We start from the raw sequence: 16820 nt of genomic DNA, 5'->3' as shown, positions 1-16820 counted from the left end.
CCAGGAACACACTTGCCTCAGACGGCGGCACGTTCACTTGAACAACAACCGGATGGCCTTGCGGGTATAGGACCAGCGCGTGAGCGAGCGCAGATCGGCGCGCACGGCGCGGGCGTAAAAAGCCTTGGCGTTGACATAATCGCCGGCACTGTAGCAATCGCGGAACAACGACAGGCAGCGCTGAGCCAGGAAAGCCTGGCGCAGGTCCTGCAGTTCTTGAGGCATGCGCACCGAGGAAAATACCTCGTCAACCATCCCCACGCCTGCCGCCAGGCTTTGCTTGAGGTCATGCCGCATGCTGTCGCCATGCTTGTAGATCAACGCCAGGGGCTGATCGAGCACACTGCACGGGAAACGCGCCAGTACCTGAGCAAACACCGGAATATCCTCAACGTTGCGCAAGTGCTCAGGATAGTTGCCCGGCGCGAACACTTCGCGATGCATCGCGCAGGCGCCGTTGGACAGCGATACCGTCTTGTCCAGCAAGTAGCCACGCACACGCTGGCGCGGGGTAGCTGGCAAGGGTTTGACTGCGTGCTGGACACGACGACCGTCGTCGAACACCGACCAGTGACCGCCAATAATCAAACGGCTGTCAGGGTTGCTGGAGATATGCCGGGTCAACGCAGCCAGCGCATCAGGCGCCATCTCATCATCGGCATCGAGGAAGATCAGGTATTGCCCCCGAGCCTCCTCGATCCCGCGATTACGCACCGAAGACAAACCGCCATTGGGTTTGCGCAGAGCTCTAAAGCGTCCCGCATGTTCAGCCAGGAGCTGCTCCAGAACTTGCGGCGTCGCGTCGGTGGAGCCGTCATCGATCACCAGCAACTCAGCCTGGGCATCCCCCAACTGCGCCAGCACCGATTTCACCGCACGCGGCAGGGTTTTGGCGTAGTTATAAGCGGGAATAACGACACTGATCAGCACGTCAGTCAACGGCATACCCGTCCGCGCCTTCTTTGACCACCAGAATGTCTTCCATGATCAGGTACTGCAGGTCGGAACCGAAGAACATGTTCAAGGCATCGGTCGGCGAACAGATCATCGGCTCGCCACGACGGTTGAGCGAGGTGTTCAGCGACACGCCGTTACCGGTCAGCACTTCCAGCGCCTTCATCATGTCGTAGTAGCGCGGGTTGTATTCGCGCTTGAGCACCTGGGCGCGAGAAGTACCGTCTTCATGGACGACTTCCGGCACGCGGGTTTTCCACTCTTCAGCCACTTCGAAGGTGAAGGTCATGAACGGCGCGGGGTGATCGATCTTGATCATTTGCGGCGCAACGGTGTCGAGCATCGACGGGCAGAAAGGCCTCCAGCGCTCGCGGAACTTGATCTGGTGGTTGATGCGGTCAGCCACACCGGTCGCGCTCGGGCAACCGATGATCGAACGACCGCCCAAGGCACGCGGACCGAACTCCATGCGGCCCTGGAACCAGGCCACCGGGTTGCCGTCGACCATGATCTTGGCGATGCTTTCCGGCATGTTCTCAAGCTTGCGCCATGCAGGCTTGCTCGGGTGACGGGCACAGGCGGCGAGTACGTCTTCGTTGCTGTAGGACGGGCCGAGGTAGACATGTTCCATCTTCTCGACCGGTACACCACGGGCGTGGGACACGTAAGCCGCAGCACCCACCGCGGTACCGGCATCACCGGAGGCAGGCTGAACGAACAGCTCTTTGATGTCGTCGCGGGCAATGATTTTCTGGTTCAGCTTGACGTTCAACGCACAGCCGCCGGCGAAGGCCAGCTTTCCGGTTTCCTTGAGTACATCGCCCAGGTAGTGGTCGATCATCTGCAGCGCCAGTTTCTCGAACAGCGCTTGCATGCTCGCGGCGTAGTGGATGTACGGCTCGTCGGCGATGTCGCCTTCGCGCTTGGGCCCCAGCCACTCGATCAGCTTCGGCGAGAAGTAGAAACCTTTGCCCTTCTCTTTATAACGGCGCAGGCCGATGACGTTGGCGTAGTCGGTGTTGATCACCAACTCGCCGTTTTCGAACGAGGCCAGACGCGAGAAATCGTATTTGCTGGCGTCGCCGTACGGCGCCATGCCCATGACCTTGAACTCACCGTCGAGCATCTCGAAACCGAGGAACTCGGTGATCGCGCCGTACAGGCCGCCGAGGGAGTCCGGATCGAAGAATTCCTTGATCTTGTGGATCTTGCCGTTTTCGCCGTAACCGAAGAAAGTCGTGGCGTACTCACCCTTGCCATCAATCCCGAGGATCGCGGTTTTCTCTTTGAAACCGGAGCAGTGATAGGCACTGGAGGCGTGGGCAAGGTGGTGCTCGACCGGCTCGATCTTGATTTTCTTCGGATCGAAGCCCAGTTGCTCGAGGCACCAGACAATCTTGTTGCGATAGCGCTAGTAGCGACGGTTGCCCATCAGGATCGCGTCGAGGGCGCGGTCCGGGGCGTACCAGTAACGCTTGGCGTAGTGCCAGCGAGCCTTGCCGAACAGGCTGATCGGCGCGAACGGAATCGCTACCACGTCAACGTCGGACGGCTTGATGCCCGCTTGTTCGAGGCAGAACTTCGCCGATTCGTAAGGCATGCGGTTCTTTGCATGTTTATCGCGCACGAAGCGCTCTTCTTCAGCTGCCGCGACCAGCTTGCCGTCGATATACAAGGCTGCGGAAGGATCATGGCTAAGGGCGCCGGACAGGCCAAGAATCGTCAATGCCACAGGGGTCTAGCCTCTTTAGTCTGCATGCAGGCGCAACGCGCCTCAAAAATTAATGTGCCCTCGCAAGGGGCGAGAGACAGCTAAAGGGCGGGATTATAGCTTAAAAGCGGTGGCAAGCCTCTAGCGAGAAGTGGCAAGCCGGCGCGTTGACAGATGAAGGACCTCGACATAGACTCCTGCGCAAATGGACTGGGGGATCCCGGTCGGCGTTGTGGCCTCGGTGAGTTTCACCGGGGCTTTTCGCTTTCTCAGAGAGGGAAAATCTTTAAACCCCAGTTCTCGAAACCCTCGCCCACATTGTTACGCCCACCACTGCAGTAGAACTTGCGCTTGAGTACATCAAAGGCACGATTTTCTTGCCCAGACCGCAAAACGCTCATACCAATGGGTCTTGCAACAAGATCCGCTAGTTGTAACCCCGTAGAATTCACTTGCTTGGTTGCAAAGACAATATCGAACGGCAACTGAATGCCCAATCGATTCGCGCCATCGCACATGCGACGAAACTCCAGTTCAAGCTCGTTATCCTCCCGCTTCCCTCGACGCTCGAAAATCACATGAGTTAAAACGCTCTGCTGATTCTTTTCTTGCAAGTACTCATAAAGCGTTTCCAGACAGAAGCCGAGTGCGACGTGATAAGGATTGTGGACAGGACCTTGTTTTTCGCGAAGGGCAGCTTTGTCGATAACACAACTGATCAGAACGAAATTGCTGGCTTCAATGATGCCCGTCAACTCGTCGAGAAAGGCATGTTTGTGTTGCCTCGACGTGAATAGACTGGAGAATGCTCCCTTTTCTTTTCGAATTTCCAATTCATGCAGACCGATCAGGTCGTGCCCCATATGATTAAATTTAAACTTCTGAAGGGCAGGAATAACCTTTTCGCAATAATGCCCTTTATGAAACACACAAAATGCCAGAACAAACATTGGATAGTTTGGATCTAATGTTTGCATCCCATGATCGCCGCTCTCATCTACATAGATTATGAAATCGCTGTACCTTCCGAGCGGAGGTAAAAGCTTTTTCGCCTCAACATTAGTTTCAGCGTCGCTTTCGTTTTCGCTTTCAAAAAGAACAAACTGTTGAGAGTGCAACATCGAGGTCGACACGAGCTATTCACCCTTTGTTTTTCGAGCCGGGTACGCTAGGTGTAGCACCCACACGCAGGATACAAAAGAGTTACCCGCGACCCGGACGCCCGTAAATCCTGATATTGCCGTCGGTTGCCTGCCGGTAAATGGTGTACGGCAAGGCAACCGTGTCCAGTGCACCTGACAAGGTCAGATCCAGCAAGACAACCTGCACCAGAATACCGGTGGGATCAGACGGCGCATGCAGTCGGCAAAAATTGTGGGCCAGACCGCTATAGATGCGAGGGATGGACTGGCAGTAGGTTTTTTGTTTTCTGAGGCCACGGGTGGCCTCCTCGTCACCCTGCAGCACTGTGACGGCGGTTCCACAGCCGGATAGCGCCAGTGAGAAAGTGCTCAGCAACATAGCCATTTTTATCGTCAATATCTGCCCTCCGAGAACGTCAGGCAAACTAGCATCGTGGCTATTCAGGGCACAGTTCACGGGGTCTGTAGATCATGTAGGACGGTTCATAAGAACTTGTCCTCTAGATCTCGGGAGACTGATCTGCCGCCATCGCGGGCTTGCCCGCGACAAGGTCAAAGACCCGACTCAAGCAGCGCTGGAAATGTCTTTGGGCAATCGCTGATCAATCACCCGATACAACGCACTACTCTCGGGCCAATTGCGCATGAACCGCGCCCGATCCCGCGCATACGCCGGGGCAAAGCTACTGACCGAGCTATGCTGACACATCGAATCCAGATCGATCAGCGCCCAGCGATCCTGCTGCCAGAACAGGTTATGGCCCTTGAAATCGCCATGGCTGATGCGCTCGCGAATCAGCTCCGCGAACAGGTAATCCAGGGCCTGAAGCTCGGCTTGCGGCGCTTCGCCGCTTTCCACGTAGGGTGCGAAGCGCTCGATGATGTCCGGCCCCGGCAAATATTCGGTCACCAGGTACGCCCGGCTGCGCAGCCAGAGAAAACGCTTCTCCAACAATGCCAGTGGCTTGGGCGTGGCGATGCCCAGGAATGCCAGGCGATTGCCTTCACGCCATGAGTGCCAGGCGCGGCTCGGGCGCCAGAAACGTTTGAGCCAATGGGCAAAGCCCTTGATGTTGTAGCGTTTGACCAGCAATGTGCGACCCGCCACTTCGACCTTGCCGACGCTCGCGGCGCCGCCGGTCTTGTACAGATGGCCTTGATCGAGCAAGGCATCAGCCTGCTCCAGCACCGGCAACATCGCCGCCTCTTCTTCACGGCGAATCGCCCGCAAGCCGAACGCCCCGCGCTGGACGCAGAACAACGTGCATTCGCGGCCGACCTTGATCAGGAAATCCTTCAAACGCCAGCGACGGACCTTGTCGATCTGCTTCTGCAACGCTTCCATGGGCAAGGCATGCTCGCCGTTTCCCAACAAGTAATACACCAGCAATTCTTCGGTGAAGGGTTCCAGCGATTTGGGCAACTGGGCGAAAAACACCCCGAGGTTTTCCAGGACTTTGTGCTGCGACAGTGGCTTGCCAGCCGTCTCGGCACAGATGCCGGCACCATCGATCAAATACAACTGACCGCCATGGCGCAGCAAGTTGTCCAGATGCAGATCTTCCTGCCACAGGCCTTTGCTGTGCAGATGCGCGATCGCACCCAACGCCTCGGCCAGCACAGCTGATTGTTCATCCGCCAGCACTGGCAAGTGTTCGACCTGTTTCCAGGCGTCTCCCAGGCTCTCAGCGCCCTCAAGGAAATCGAACAACAGCCAGCCGCCCTCGCCGTCCTTCAGGCCATCAGCCAATAACAACGGCGTGGTCAGCCCCTGAGCCGCGAGCAAACGCACGCCGTCCAGCTCACGCTGAAAATGCCGCGCCGCTTTACCGCCAACCAGCAATTTGGCCAGCACCGGCCGGCCGCGCCAGACGCCGGCGCCCACATAACGCTGCCCTGGCAACACCCGCAGCAGGCTCAGCAGTTGCAACTCTGCAGCCCCTGCGGCATCGGCCAGTGGAATGCTTAGAGGCAGGCCTGGACTGCGGCCCGCATGTTTCAGTTCGGACAAACGCATCAACGCGTCTCCTTGTGACTGCGCCGCGCACTCAGGCGCGATACCCAACTGTCCACCAGCGAACTGTTCAAGGGCTGATCCAGATAAGCCGCCAACAACTCGCGCAGCTGACTTTCGCTCCATTCCGACGCCCGACGCAGCAACGGCTCCAGGTCCTTGACCCGATCACGTTGGCCAAACAGCAATGGCCGGGTTTTTTCCAGGTCGATCAACTGAGCCTGGTAACCGTCACCGGTGGCCTGGAGAAAAATATGCTTGGGATAGAAGCACCCGTGCAGTTGACGCTCCTCATGCAGGCGTCGCGCCAGTTGCCCACAGGCTTTCAGAATTGCCGTGTGCTGCGCCGCGCTCAGGTCGGACCAGCGCTGCAACAGTGAATCCAGATCATCCCAACCGTCCAGCGCACGGGTCAGCAGAATCGCCCGGACTTCGCCGCCGACTTTGCGCTCACCGAAGAACGCCGCCTGCAACGCCGGAATGCCCAGTTTCTGATAACGCCTGATGGTGCGAAACTCACGGGCAAAACTCGGCTCGCCAAAGGGAGAATGCAATGTACGTGTCAGGTAGTTGCACTGGCGCTTGAGGTAGTAACCATGACCTTCCAGCTCTAGCCGAAATACACTGCTCCAGCCACCACCGACGGTATTGGGTTCATCCACCGCCTCGAGCTGTTTGGCCCAGAGTGCGTCGAAGGTGCCGAGGCCATGACGCTCAAGCAGCGCACGGTCTTCAGCAGCCAGAAAATCAGTCATTCGCGTCCCTCGAAAAATCTCACCACGTGCCGAATCCGTTTCTTGTCGGCGGCATCGAGCCGGGTGCTTTGGCGGTATTGCAGATAGAAGCGCAGGCGCTGGGTGGCCGACAGATGATATTTGGCCACTTTGTCCAGACACGCCAGGTCCTTGGTGATCCGGTACTTGAGCCAGAAGCCGCGCCAGAAATCACCGTTGGGGCAGTCGATCAGAAACAGCCGCGCCTCATCGTCGATCAGCAGGTTGCGCCATTTCAAATCATTGTGGGTAAAACGATGATGGTGCATGGTCCGGGTATAGCCCGCCAGCTGCCGACTGATGTTGTCGACCCAGGCGCGGTCCGCCAGTTTCGGATCATGCCGACCTGCCAGGGCCGACAAGTCTTCGGTATTGGGCAGCTCGCGCGTGATCATCGCCCCACGATCGTATGCCGCGCCGCGCCGTTCCAGCCCCCAGGCCACTACTTCGGCGGTGGGAATGCCCCATTTGGCGAAACGCTTGAGGTTCTGCCATTCGGCTTTCACCCGCGGCTTGCCCAGATAACGGCGCAGGCCTTTACCTGCGCCTGTGTAGCGCTTGACGTAATAATTGACGCCATTGCGCTGGACGCGAATGACCTCGGACAGTGGATCGCGGGTCAGTCGCTCGCCTTCGAGCGCGAACACCGCGTCAAGACTGCCGAAGTCTTCTGCCAGATCGCTGTAAGCAGGTTCCAGTGTCCAACCCGACATCAGAGCGCATCCCCGTATCGCTGCTTACGCTCATAGAGCTTGTTGGCCTTGCCTTCGAGCCATGCCAACAGTCCCGCTTCTTCAGCCAGAATCTGGCGCAGGGGCTGTTGGAAGTACCCCTTGAGGAAACGCAGTTTGTCGCGACGGGTCAGGCCAATGTCGAGCGCCGAAAAATACAGCGCCGCCAGGTCCTTGTTACGCCAGCGTTGGGTAATCGTCGGACGCGTCTGAGCACGGTGCAGATCGATCACCGACAGCTTGAAATCGTCGGCTGTCACTGGTTTATCGGTGTGCAGCAGGAAGTGACAGATGTAGCAGTCGCGGTGGTTAACCCCGGCGCGGTGCATCATGCCGGTCATTCGCGCGACCTCGGCGATCAAGGCGCGCTTGAGTTTTGGCTCGGGCGGTTGCTTGACCCAGTCGATGCTGAAATCTTCGAGGCTGACGGTGGGCGCCAGCTCTTGCGTGACGATGAACGAATGCTGGTCCGCCGGGTTGCTGCCCTTTTCGCCGTAAGCGACAGCGGTCATGGTCGGCACGCCGACTTCTTGCAGGCGCTGAATGGCCTTCCACTCCTGGCCCGCGCCAAGCACTGGCAGTTTGGCGGTCAGCAGGTTTTTGAAAATCTCGCCCCAGCCGATGCCACGGTGGATTTTCACGAAGAACCCGTGACCGTCCACTTCAGTGCGCAGTGTCCGGCGCGCTTCAAGCTCGCGGTATACCTCGCCCTTGAGGCCCTCGACTTCGGCGAACGGATCGCGCCCGGCCCAGAGGCTCTTGAACGGTTCAGCCAGCATCAACTTCATTAAGCGTGCTCCGCCAGAATCACATCGGCCGCGTGCTGCGGCATGCTGTAGAGGTCGGCCGTCTCGGCGAAAGCCAGACCGTTGCGGCTCCAGGCCGCCCGTGCATTTGCGTCATTCAACATGCCGGTCAGGTATTGCGTCAGTTGCGCCTGATCGAAGGGCTCGTCCAGCACCAGGCCTGCATCGGCCTCGGCGATGTAATGGGCATAGCCGCACACTGCGCTCACCAGCACCGGCAAGCCGGCCACCACCGCTTCAAGCAGCACCGTCCCGGTGTTTTCGTTGTACGCCGGGTGGATCAACAGATCGGCACCGAGCAGGAAACGCGGGATATCGCTGCGGCCCTTGAGGAACTGCACGTTGTCGCCGAGCCCCAATGTGGCGCTCTGCAACTGGAATACTTTGGGGTCGTCCTGGCCAATTACAAACAGCCGGGTGCGTTTTTTCAGCTCGGCGGGCAGCGCGGCCAGCGCCTTGAGGCTGCGGTCCACGCCCTTGGTCTTGAACCCGGAGCCGATCTGCACCAGCAGCAATTCATCATCTTTCAGATTGAACTCGCGACGAAACCCGGCACGGATCTCGGCGGCATTGGTCGGTGCGCGACGGTCCAGAGCAATACCCGGCGGCAGCAAATGGAAGCGCGCAAGCGGCGTCTCGTAATGCTTGATGAACAGCGGCTGCTGGACTTCGGAAATCATCAGCACTTCGGTTTTGGCGTCCTTGGCGAACACCGCGCGCTCGTACTCGGCGAAGTGCCGGTAGCGGCCCCAACGACGGTACAGCGAGTTGCGCAGGGTTTGCGCCTTGTCTTCGAAGCAGCCGTCGGCAGCGTAGTAAACGTCCAGGCCCGGCATCTTGTTGAAACCGATCAGGCGGTCCACCGGACGCTTGGCCAGATCGGCCTCCATCCACTCAGTGAGCTTCTCGTTGCGCCGATGATTGAAGAACGCCTTGACCGGTGCCACCAGTACTTCGAAACCCGGCGGAACGTCGCCTTCCCAGATCAGCGTATAGACACGAATCTGATGACCGCGTTGCTGACACTCCAGGGCGATGCGCATGAAGTCGCGCTGCAAACCGCCAAAGGGAAAGTACTTGTACAGGACAAATGCCAATTGCATCAGCGCAGCTCCTCAGCCAGTAACAACGTGCTCAGTCGGCTCGCGACACGCTCGGGATTCAGACGCGTGAAGCACAGGGGCCACTCGCGTTTCAGGTCGAACCGACGGGCATCGTCGGCCGTCGGTTGATAGGTGCATTTCTTTTGCAGGCACGGTGCGCAGGGGAAGTCGCTGGCCATGTGAATCTGCGACTTGCCGTACGCGCCGGTCAGGCCCGGGTTGGTCGGGCCGAACAGCGACAGGGTCGGCACGTCCAGCGCCGCAGCCAGGTGACCGAGACCGGTGTCCACCGCTACGCAGGCTTGCGCTCCGGCCAGGACTTTGCCGACACCCGCCAGGTTCAGTTTGGGCAGCACCTCGACATGTCTCATATCTTTGGCGATGCGCTCGGCGCGGGCCTTTTCGACCGGATTACCCCACGGCAGCTTGACCGCTACGCCAAGGTAACCCACACGCTCGGCCAACTCGCGCCAATAGGCTTCGGGCCAGTGCTTGGTGTCCCAAGTGGTGCCATGGAGAAACACCACGTACGGATTCTTGCGCGGCAATTCCACCAGTCGTTCGACGTTCAGGCCATAGTCGCCCAGCCCCTTAGGCAGGTCGTAACCCAGTGCGACCGCGAACAACTGGCGCACTCGCTCTACCGCGTGCTGCCCACGGGCCACGGCCAGACGTCGGGAATAGAAGTGCGCAGCGATGGGTTCGCGGGCCGAGTTTTTGTCCAGCCCGGCCACTGGTGCTTTGGCGTAGCGAGTCAGCAACGCGCTTTTCAGCAAGCCCTGGGCATCGATCACCAAGTCATATTTGGTCGCGCGAATGCTTTGCTTGAAGCGCTTCCACTCGCCACTCTTGATGGTCTGCCAGATGTTCTTGCGCCAGCGACGGATCGCCACCGGAATCACCTTCCCCACGGCCGGGTGCCAGGTCGGAATCTCGGCGAAGCCTTCTTCCACCACCCAGTCGAACGTGATGCCGGGGATCGCCCGCGCCGCGTCGGTCAACGCTGGCAACGCGTGAATCACATCGCCCAGCGAAGAAGTCTTGATCAACAGTACCCGCAAACTATTTGACCTCGACCACAGTGCCCAGCAACCGCTGCAAGGCTTCGCTCACCGCTTTGGGCATGAGTTGGCGCAAGCAATTGTAATGACCGAAACGGCAGGTGCGATCGAAGCACGGACTGCATTCGATGCCCAGGCGCACGATCTCGACGTGCTCGGCCAACGGTGGTGTGAAACCCGGCGACGTCGAGCCGTACACCGCCACCAACGGGCGGTTCAACGAGGCAGCCACGTGCATCAGGCCGGAGTCGTTGGAGACCACCGCATCGGCGCAAGACAGCAGATCGATGGCCTCGGCCAGGGACGTGTCGCCACTGAGGTTCACCGACTCTTCACGCAGACCGGGAATCAGCCGCGCACGAATGTCTTCGCCCACCGCATGATCGTTTTTCGAGCCGAACAGCCAGACCTGCCAGCCTTCACGGATCTTCGCTTCGGCGACCTTGGCGTAGTGCTCGGACGGCCAGCGCTTGGACTCGCCGAACTCGGCACCGGGACACAGCGCCAACACCGGACGGTCGAGGGCCAGACCGAACTTGGCCAGCGCGCCGTCGCGGGTCACCGGGTCGATCTGCAGGCTCGGCCGTGGATACGGCTTCGGCAACTCGACGCCGGGCTCAATGGCCAGGGCCATGAAGCGTTCGATCATCAGCGGGTAACGTTCTTTGTCGAGCGTGCGCACGTCATTGAGCAGACCGTAGCGGAATTCGCCACGCCAGCCGGTGCGTTTCGGGATACCGGCGAAAAATGGCACCAGCGCCGACTTCAAGGAATTGGGCAGCAGGATGGCCTGGTCGTACTGGCCGGCCAGGGATTTACCGATGCGCCGACGCGTCGCCAGCTCCAGCACGCCGTGGCCGAGCGGGAAGCTCAAGGCCTGGCGCACTTCGGGCATGCGCTCGAGAATCGGCCGGCTCCACTCGGGGGCCAGCACGTCGATTTCGCACTGCGGGTGGCGCTGCTTGAGACACTGAAAAAGTGTCTGCGCCATCACCATGTCACCGACCCAACTGGGCCCAACGATCAGAATTTTCATGTGGTTTCCAAAAACGAGCCGGGGAGGCATACGCCTCCCCGCCTCGAGAATCCAGCACCTTCGGGGTGAACCGTCAGGTCATTTGGACGAGCCGATTGGTGCTCGTCGGATCAATTTTGTGCACATCCAGTGCGGTGCAGCTTAACTCCTCAATCTATCAAACGCCGCAGATCCAGTGTGGGAGCGAGCCTGCTCGCGATCGCGGCCTGACAGTCAGCATACATGTTGAATGTGACGGCCTCATCGCGAGCAGGCTCGCTCCCACAGGGGTATCAGGTGTTGCAAATATCCCGTTTCAGCTTAACCCCAGTTCGCGCCAGATCCGCATTACCTGCCGTCGTTCATCCACGAACTGGTCGCCCGGTATTACACCGGCGTCCTTCTGCAAGGCCTCCCGGTGAGCGGCGGAGCGGAAGGCCTTATAGGCTTCACGCAACAGGCTGGCGTCTTCGGCGGGCATCAGCCCGACCTCCTCCAACCCTTCCAGAATGCGGATATTGTCGGTATAGCGCAGCAATGACGGATGCGCTTCAGACCATGCCAGAGCCGCGTATTGCACCATAAATTCAATATCGACGATACCTCCGGCGTCCTGCTTGAGATCGAACGGCGCCGTGGCCTCGAAGGCATTTGCCGCGGTGCCCGCTGCAGTGCTCTTGCTGCCCAGATTATCGCGCATCTTGGCGCGCATTTCGCTTACCTCCTGGCGCAAGGTCGGCAGGTCCCGCGGCTTGGCCAATACTGCGGCGCGAACCTTCTCGAAGGCCTGGCCGACATCCTGACTGCCCACCAGCACCCGCGCCCGCACCAGCGCCTGGTGCTCCCAGGTCCACGCTTCGTTTTCCTGATACCGGGCAAACGCCCCCAGGGAACTCACCAGCAAACCAGACGCACCGGACGGCCGCAGGCGCATGTCCACTTCATACAGCTGGCCGGAGTTGGTCTGCGCCGTCAGCAAATGAATGATGCGCTGCCCGAGCCGGGTAAAAAACTGTGCGCCGTCGATAGGCTTCGCCCCGTCGGTTTCCGCCTGCGGATCACCGTCGTGGATGAACACCAGATCCAGGTCCGAACTATGCCCCAGCTCCAGACCGCCGACTTTCCCATAACCGACAATGATGAAACCAGGGTCGCACAAGCTGCCGTCGGTGCGCAGTGGTGAGCCGTACTTGGCCACGGTCTGGCGCCAGGCCAGGGCCAGCACTTGTTCGAGGATCGCTTCGGCGAGCCAGGTCAGATAATCACTGACCTTCATCAAAGGCAGGCTGCCGGCGATTTCCGAGGCGGCGACGCGCAAGCGGTGCGCCAGTTTGAAATGCCGCAGGGCTTCCATTTGTTGTTCGAGATCATCTTCGGGAATCCGCGTCAGACGCTCGCGCAATTCAGCGGCCAATTCCGGCGCCAGCGGCGGCTTGAACAACCGGCCTTCGTTGAGCAATTCGTCGAGCAGCAGCGGAAAGCGCGTGATCTGCTCGGCAATCCATGGGCTCGCGGCGCACAGCGTCAGCAGGCGGCGCAGGGCCCCGGGGTTCTCGGTCAACAACACCAGATAGGCGGAACGACGTGCGACAGCTTCCACCAGCGGCAGCACCCGCTCCAGCACCAGATCGGGATTGGCATGTTCCACAGCCTGAGCCAGCAAGCGCGGAATAAAAGCATCGAGGCGTTCACGCCCCAGGCGCTGCATGGCGCGCAATTGCGGGCTGCCACGCAGACTGGCCAAGGCTTTCAGCGCCTTGGAGGCGTCGGCGAAACCACCCTCTTCCAACTGACGGCACGCGGCCTCCTCGTCCTGCGCCTCCTCCCACAGCGGCAGCCATTCCCCGCCGACCACCACTTCGCTCTCGGCACCGTCCTCTTCATCGGGATCGGCAATCACCTGAGCAAAGTGCCAGGCCACCCGGCCACGCCAGTACATCAGCTGCTCGTGGAACGCCGTCCAGTTGGCAAACCCGAGCATAAAGGCAATGCGCGCCTGATCCTGTTCGCCATCCGGCAGCATCTGGGTCTGGCGGTCGGCAATCGCCTGGATCGCGTGTTCGGTGTAACGCAGAAATTCGTAGGCTTCGCGCAATTCGCTGACCACCGCCGCCGGCAGGTAACCCTGACCTTCGAGGGTGCTCAGTACTTTTAATAGAGGACGCTGCTGCAGGCTCAGGTCGCGGCCACCGTGAATCAGCTGGAAGGCCTGGGCGATAAATTCGACTTCACGAATGCCGCCGGAACCCAGCTTGATATTGTCGGCCATACCCTTGCGCCGGACTTCCTGCTGGATCAGCTGCTTCATGGTGCGCAGCGCTTCGATGGCCGAGAAGTCCAGGTAACGCCGGTAAACGAACGGGCGCAGCATTTCTTGCAATTGCGCCCCCGCCACTTGATCGCCGGCCACCACGCGCGATTTGATCATCGCGTAGCGTTCCCAGTCGCGGCCCTGATCCTGGTAATACTGCTCCAGTGCATTGAAGCTCAGCACCAGCGCGCCGGACGAACCGTAAGGCCGCAAGCGCATGTCGACGCGGAACACGAAACCGTCGACGGTCATCGGGTCCAGGGCCTTGATCAGACGCTGACCGAGGCGAATGAAAAATTCCTGGTTATCCAGCGACCGCTTCACACCGACGGTTTCGCCGCCCTCGGGGTAGGCGAAGATCAGGTCGATGTCCGACGACAGATTCAGCTCCACGGCGCCGAGCTTGCCCATGCCGAGGATGACCATCTGTTGCGGCTCACCGCTACGTCGCCCGGTAGGCGTGCCGAATTGCTGGCAATGGCGCTGATACAACCACTGATAGGCCTGATCGATGCCGGCATCGGCCATGTCCGAGAGGTCGCGGCAGCTCTGGATCAAATCGGCCTGGCGAGTCAGGTCGCGCCAGATGATCCGCACTTGCTGGCGGGTGCGTTGGCGACGCAGGGCGCGGCCAAGTTGGTCGTCGGTTTCGGCTGCGCTCACCGCCGTCGCAATCTGTGCGCACAACTCGCCCGGCGCAAAGACGCGGTCCAGTTCGCCGGACTGCACCAGTTCCAGCAACATCAAAGGGTCACGCACACTCTGTTCAATGACAAAGTCGCTGGCCGCGGTGACGCGGGCAAATTGCGCCCAGCGCTCAGGCGTCCAGGCAGACAGGCCATGATCATCGGCAAGCGCCGCGACGGCCGTACGGAACGACTGCTCGGCACGGGTGACAAAGGGCAGGAGTACGCCGGGCAGTTCGGCAAGCGAAGGGAGGCTCATGGTCTATCCTTGATCGGCGTGTGAAGGGCTGCATGTAGTGATTCGTGAAAATGCGCTACCTGACCGACTGTCGAACAAAGGTTAGAAATAGCTGAAATTTGTTTATTTTTGGCAGCGATCATCAAGCCTTCACCTTTTTTGGTTGGCAAAAGACCAACCTTAACGATTATTCTCACAACGCAGCCGGAGGCCACAAGCCGATCTTCTGTAGTTTTACTACTCGTCTATACATTCGAAAGGCTGAAATGCCCGATGATTTGTAGTAAAACTACACGCCGCCGGAACATACCTCTCGGCAATCCAAGAATTTATATCGTCTGCCCACAAGGCCAGTCGCAAACTCAGGCAACCGATTCTGGAAGCCTTTCCGCCCTGGAGCAAGCCATGCAAGACCTCGATCCCGTCGAAACCCAGGAATGGCTGGACGCCCTGGAATCGGTTCTCGACAAAGAAGGCGAAGACCGTGCTCACTATCTGATGACCCGTATGGGCGAACTCGCGACCCGTAGCGGCTCGCAGCTCCCTTACGCCATCACTACGCCATACCGCAACACGATCCCCGTTACCCACGAAGCACGCATGCCTGGCGACCTGTTCATGGAACGCCGCATTCGCTCGTTGGTACGCTGGAACGCGATGGCCATGGTAATGCGTACGAACCTGAAAGATTCTGACCTGGGTGGTCACATCTCCAGCTTCGCCTCCAGTGCGACCCTGTATGACATCGGCTTCAACTACTTCTTCCAGGCTCCGAGCGACGAACACGGCGGCGACCTGATCTACTTCCAGGGCCACACCTCGCCAGGCGTCTACGCCCGTGCATTCATGGAAGGCCGCATCACCGAAGACCAGATGAACAACTTCCGCCAGGAAGTGGACGGTCAGGGCCTGTCGTCCTACCCGCACCCTTGGCTGATGCCTGACTTCTGGCAGTTCCCGACCGTATCCATGGGTCTGGGTCCGATCCAGGCGATCTACCAGGCTCGCTTCATGAAGTACCTGGAACACCGTGGCTTCATCCAGCCGGGCAAACAGAAAGTCTGGTGCTTCCTGGGCGACGGCGAGTGCGACGAGCCGGAATCCCTGGGCGCGATCTCCCTGGCCGGCCGCGAGAAGCTGGACAACCTGATCTTCGTCATCAACTGCAACCTGCAGCGCCTCGACGGCCCGGTTCGCGGCAACGGCAAGATCATCCAGGAACTCGAAGGCGTGTTCCGCGGTGCTCAGTGGAACGTGACCAAAGTCATCTGGGGCCGTTTCTGGGACCCACTGCTGGCCAAAGACGTCGACGGTATCCTGCAACGCCGCATGGACGAAGTCATCGACGGCGAGTACCAGAACTACAAAGCCAAAGACGGCGCGTTCGTGCGTGAACACTTCTTCAACACGCCAGAACTCAAGGCGATGGTTGCAGACTTGTCCGACGACGAGATCTGGAAGCTCAACCGTGGCGGCCACGACCCGTACAAGGTCTACGCGGCGTACCACGAAGCGGTCAACCACAAAGAACAACCGACCGTCATCCTGGCCAAAACCATCAAGGGTTATGGCACCGGTGCCGGCGAAGCGAAAAACACTGCGCACAACACCAAGAAAGTCGATGTCGACAGCCTGAAGTTGTTCCGCGATCGTTTCGATATCCCGGTCAAAGACGACGAACTCGAAAACCTGCCGTTCTTCAAACCGGAAGAAGGCAGCGCCGAAGCCCGCTACCTGAGCGAGCGCCGTACCGCACTGGGCGGTTTCGTGCCTCAGCGTCGCGCCAAGAGCTTCAACATTCCAACCCCGCCACTGGACACCCTCAAGGCGATCCTGGACGGCTCGGGCGACCGTGAAATTTCCACCACCATGGCCTTCGTGCGGATCCTCGCGCAACTGGTCAAGGACAAGGAAATCGGTCCGCGCATCGTACCGATCATCCCGGACGAAGCCCGTACCTTCGGTATGGAAGGCATGTTCCGTCAGTTGGGCATCTACTCGTCCGTCGGCCAGCTCTACGAGCCAGTCGATAAAGACCAGGTGATGTTCTACAAGGAAGACCAGAAAGGTCAGATCCTCGAAGAAGGCATCAACGAAGCGGGCGCCATGAGCTCCTTCATCGCTGCCGGTACTTCGTACTCCAGCCACAACCAGCCAATGCTGCCGTTCTACATCTTCTACTCGATGTTCGGCTTCCAGCGTATCGGCGACCTGGCCTGGGCAGCGGGTTGTTTTTGCGACGACGCGCGAGGATCTGCGCGACGCGCTCGACTTC

Annotated in this window: 12 protein-coding genes and 1 pseudogene; 1 reads left to right on the top strand and 12 read right to left on the bottom strand. The window is 59.5% G+C overall.

All coding sequences use genetic code 11. From position 1 onward, the window contains the following. Positions 1-33: 33 nt before the first annotated feature. The 12 genes and pseudogenes from ACQKPC_RS13560 to glnE form a co-directional block, all read right to left on the bottom strand. Positions 34-945 carry a glycosyltransferase family 2 protein gene (locus tag ACQKPC_RS13560; protein ID WP_427625074.1) on the bottom strand — a complete coding sequence of 304 codons (912 nt, stop codon included), beginning with the start codon at positions 943-945 and terminating at the stop codon, positions 34-36. Then, positions 932-2686, bottom strand: a pseudogene (locus ACQKPC_RS13555) (carbamoyltransferase family protein). The gene ACQKPC_RS13560 and the pseudogene ACQKPC_RS13555 overlap by 14 nt, the downstream one beginning before the upstream one ends. Positions 2687-2934: 248 nt before the next feature. Continuing rightward, the gene (locus tag ACQKPC_RS13550; RefSeq protein ID WP_427625156.1) at positions 2935-3786 is read right to left on the bottom strand and encodes a DUF3800 domain-containing protein; all 852 of its coding nucleotides are present in this window, start codon (positions 3784-3786) and stop codon (positions 2935-2937) included. Positions 3787-3868: 82 nt separating this feature from the next. Further along, positions 3869-4204: a YceK/YidQ family lipoprotein gene (locus tag ACQKPC_RS13545; protein WP_427625154.1), complete on the bottom strand. Its 336-nt coding sequence runs from the start codon at positions 4202-4204 to the stop codon at positions 3869-3871. A 168-nt stretch (positions 4205-4372) separates the two neighbouring features. Then, the gene (locus ACQKPC_RS13540) at positions 4373-5824 is read right to left on the bottom strand and encodes a lipopolysaccharide kinase InaA family protein (protein ID WP_427625072.1); all 1452 of its coding nucleotides are present in this window, start codon (positions 5822-5824) and stop codon (positions 4373-4375) included. Beyond that, on the bottom strand, positions 5824-6576 hold the full coding sequence (locus tag ACQKPC_RS13535; RefSeq protein WP_008074634.1) for a lipopolysaccharide kinase InaA family protein: 753 nt from the start codon (positions 6574-6576) through the stop codon (positions 5824-5826). Before ACQKPC_RS13535 ends, ACQKPC_RS13540 begins: the two co-directional genes overlap by 1 nt. Beyond that, entirely contained in the window at positions 6573-7307 is a 735-nt protein-coding gene (locus tag ACQKPC_RS13530; protein WP_008074633.1) for a lipopolysaccharide kinase InaA family protein, read from the bottom strand. The genes ACQKPC_RS13535 and ACQKPC_RS13530 overlap by 4 nt, the downstream gene beginning before the upstream one ends. Then, the gene (rfaP, locus tag ACQKPC_RS13525; RefSeq protein WP_007902532.1) at positions 7307-8113 is read right to left on the bottom strand and encodes a lipopolysaccharide core heptose(I) kinase RfaP; all 807 of its coding nucleotides are present in this window, start codon (positions 8111-8113) and stop codon (positions 7307-7309) included. The genes ACQKPC_RS13530 and rfaP overlap by 1 nt, the downstream gene beginning before the upstream one ends. Further along, positions 8113-9234, bottom strand: a complete 1122-nt coding sequence (locus tag ACQKPC_RS13520; protein WP_427625069.1) for a glycosyltransferase family 4 protein — start codon at positions 9232-9234, stop codon at positions 8113-8115. Before ACQKPC_RS13520 ends, rfaP begins: the two co-directional genes overlap by 1 nt. Beyond that, on the bottom strand, positions 9234-10295 hold the full coding sequence (waaC, locus tag ACQKPC_RS13515; RefSeq protein ID WP_427625067.1) for a lipopolysaccharide heptosyltransferase I: 1062 nt from the start codon (positions 10293-10295) through the stop codon (positions 9234-9236). Before waaC ends, ACQKPC_RS13520 begins: the two co-directional genes overlap by 1 nt. A 1-nt stretch (position 10296) precedes the next feature. Continuing rightward, entirely contained in the window at positions 10297-11331 is a 1035-nt protein-coding gene (gene waaF / locus ACQKPC_RS13510; RefSeq protein ID WP_427625065.1) for a lipopolysaccharide heptosyltransferase II, read from the bottom strand. 295 nt (positions 11332-11626) lie between these two features. Further along, positions 11627-14566, bottom strand: a complete 2940-nt coding sequence (gene glnE / locus ACQKPC_RS13505; protein ID WP_427625063.1) for a bifunctional [glutamate--ammonia ligase]-adenylyl-L-tyrosine phosphorylase/[glutamate--ammonia-ligase] adenylyltransferase — start codon at positions 14564-14566, stop codon at positions 11627-11629. A 384-nt stretch (positions 14567-14950) separates the two neighbouring features. Between glnE and aceE the strand changes: the two genes are divergently transcribed. Continuing rightward, positions 14951-16820, top strand: a 1870-nt coding sequence (gene aceE, locus ACQKPC_RS13500) for a pyruvate dehydrogenase (acetyl-transferring), homodimeric type (protein WP_427625061.1), incomplete at its 3' end; no start/stop codon positions are given.

The sequence above is a fragment of the Pseudomonas sp. NPDC089918 genome (assembly GCF_050280605.1).
GTDB lineage: Bacteria > Pseudomonadota > Gammaproteobacteria > Pseudomonadales > Pseudomonadaceae > Aquipseudomonas.
The sequence above is the reverse complement of the archived record's forward strand: the minus strand, read 5'-3'. Positions and strand labels throughout refer to the sequence as shown.

What these genes read in the sequence shown, in the direction of transcription:
- ACQKPC_RS13560 (WP_427625074.1), bottom strand. Translation starts at nt 945, where the DNA reads ATGCCGTTGACTGACGTGCTGATCAGTGTCGTTATTCCCGCTTATAAC.
- ACQKPC_RS13550 (WP_427625156.1), bottom strand. Translation starts at nt 3,786, where the DNA reads ATGTTGCACTCTCAACAGTTTGTTCTTTTTGAAAGCGAAAACGAAAGC.
- ACQKPC_RS13540 (WP_427625072.1), bottom strand. Translation starts at nt 5,824, where the DNA reads ATGCGTTTGTCCGAACTGAAACATGCGGGCCGCAGTCCAGGCCTGCCT.
- ACQKPC_RS13535 (WP_008074634.1), bottom strand. Translation starts at nt 6,576, where the DNA reads ATGACTGATTTTCTGGCTGCTGAAGACCGTGCGCTGCTTGAGCGTCAT.
- ACQKPC_RS13530 (WP_008074633.1), bottom strand. Translation starts at nt 7,307, where the DNA reads ATGTCGGGTTGGACACTGGAACCTGCTTACAGCGATCTGGCAGAAGAC.
- rfaP (WP_007902532.1), bottom strand. Translation starts at nt 8,113, where the DNA reads ATGAAGTTGATGCTGGCTGAACCGTTCAAGAGCCTCTGGGCCGGGCGC.
- ACQKPC_RS13520 (WP_427625069.1), bottom strand. Translation starts at nt 9,234, where the DNA reads ATGCAATTGGCATTTGTCCTGTACAAGTACTTTCCCTTTGGCGGTTTG.
- waaF (WP_427625065.1), bottom strand. Translation starts at nt 11,331, where the DNA reads ATGAAAATTCTGATCGTTGGGCCCAGTTGGGTCGGTGACATGGTGATG.
- glnE (WP_427625063.1), bottom strand. Translation starts at nt 14,566, where the DNA reads ATGAGCCTCCCTTCGCTTGCCGAACTGCCCGGCGTACTCCTGCCCTTT.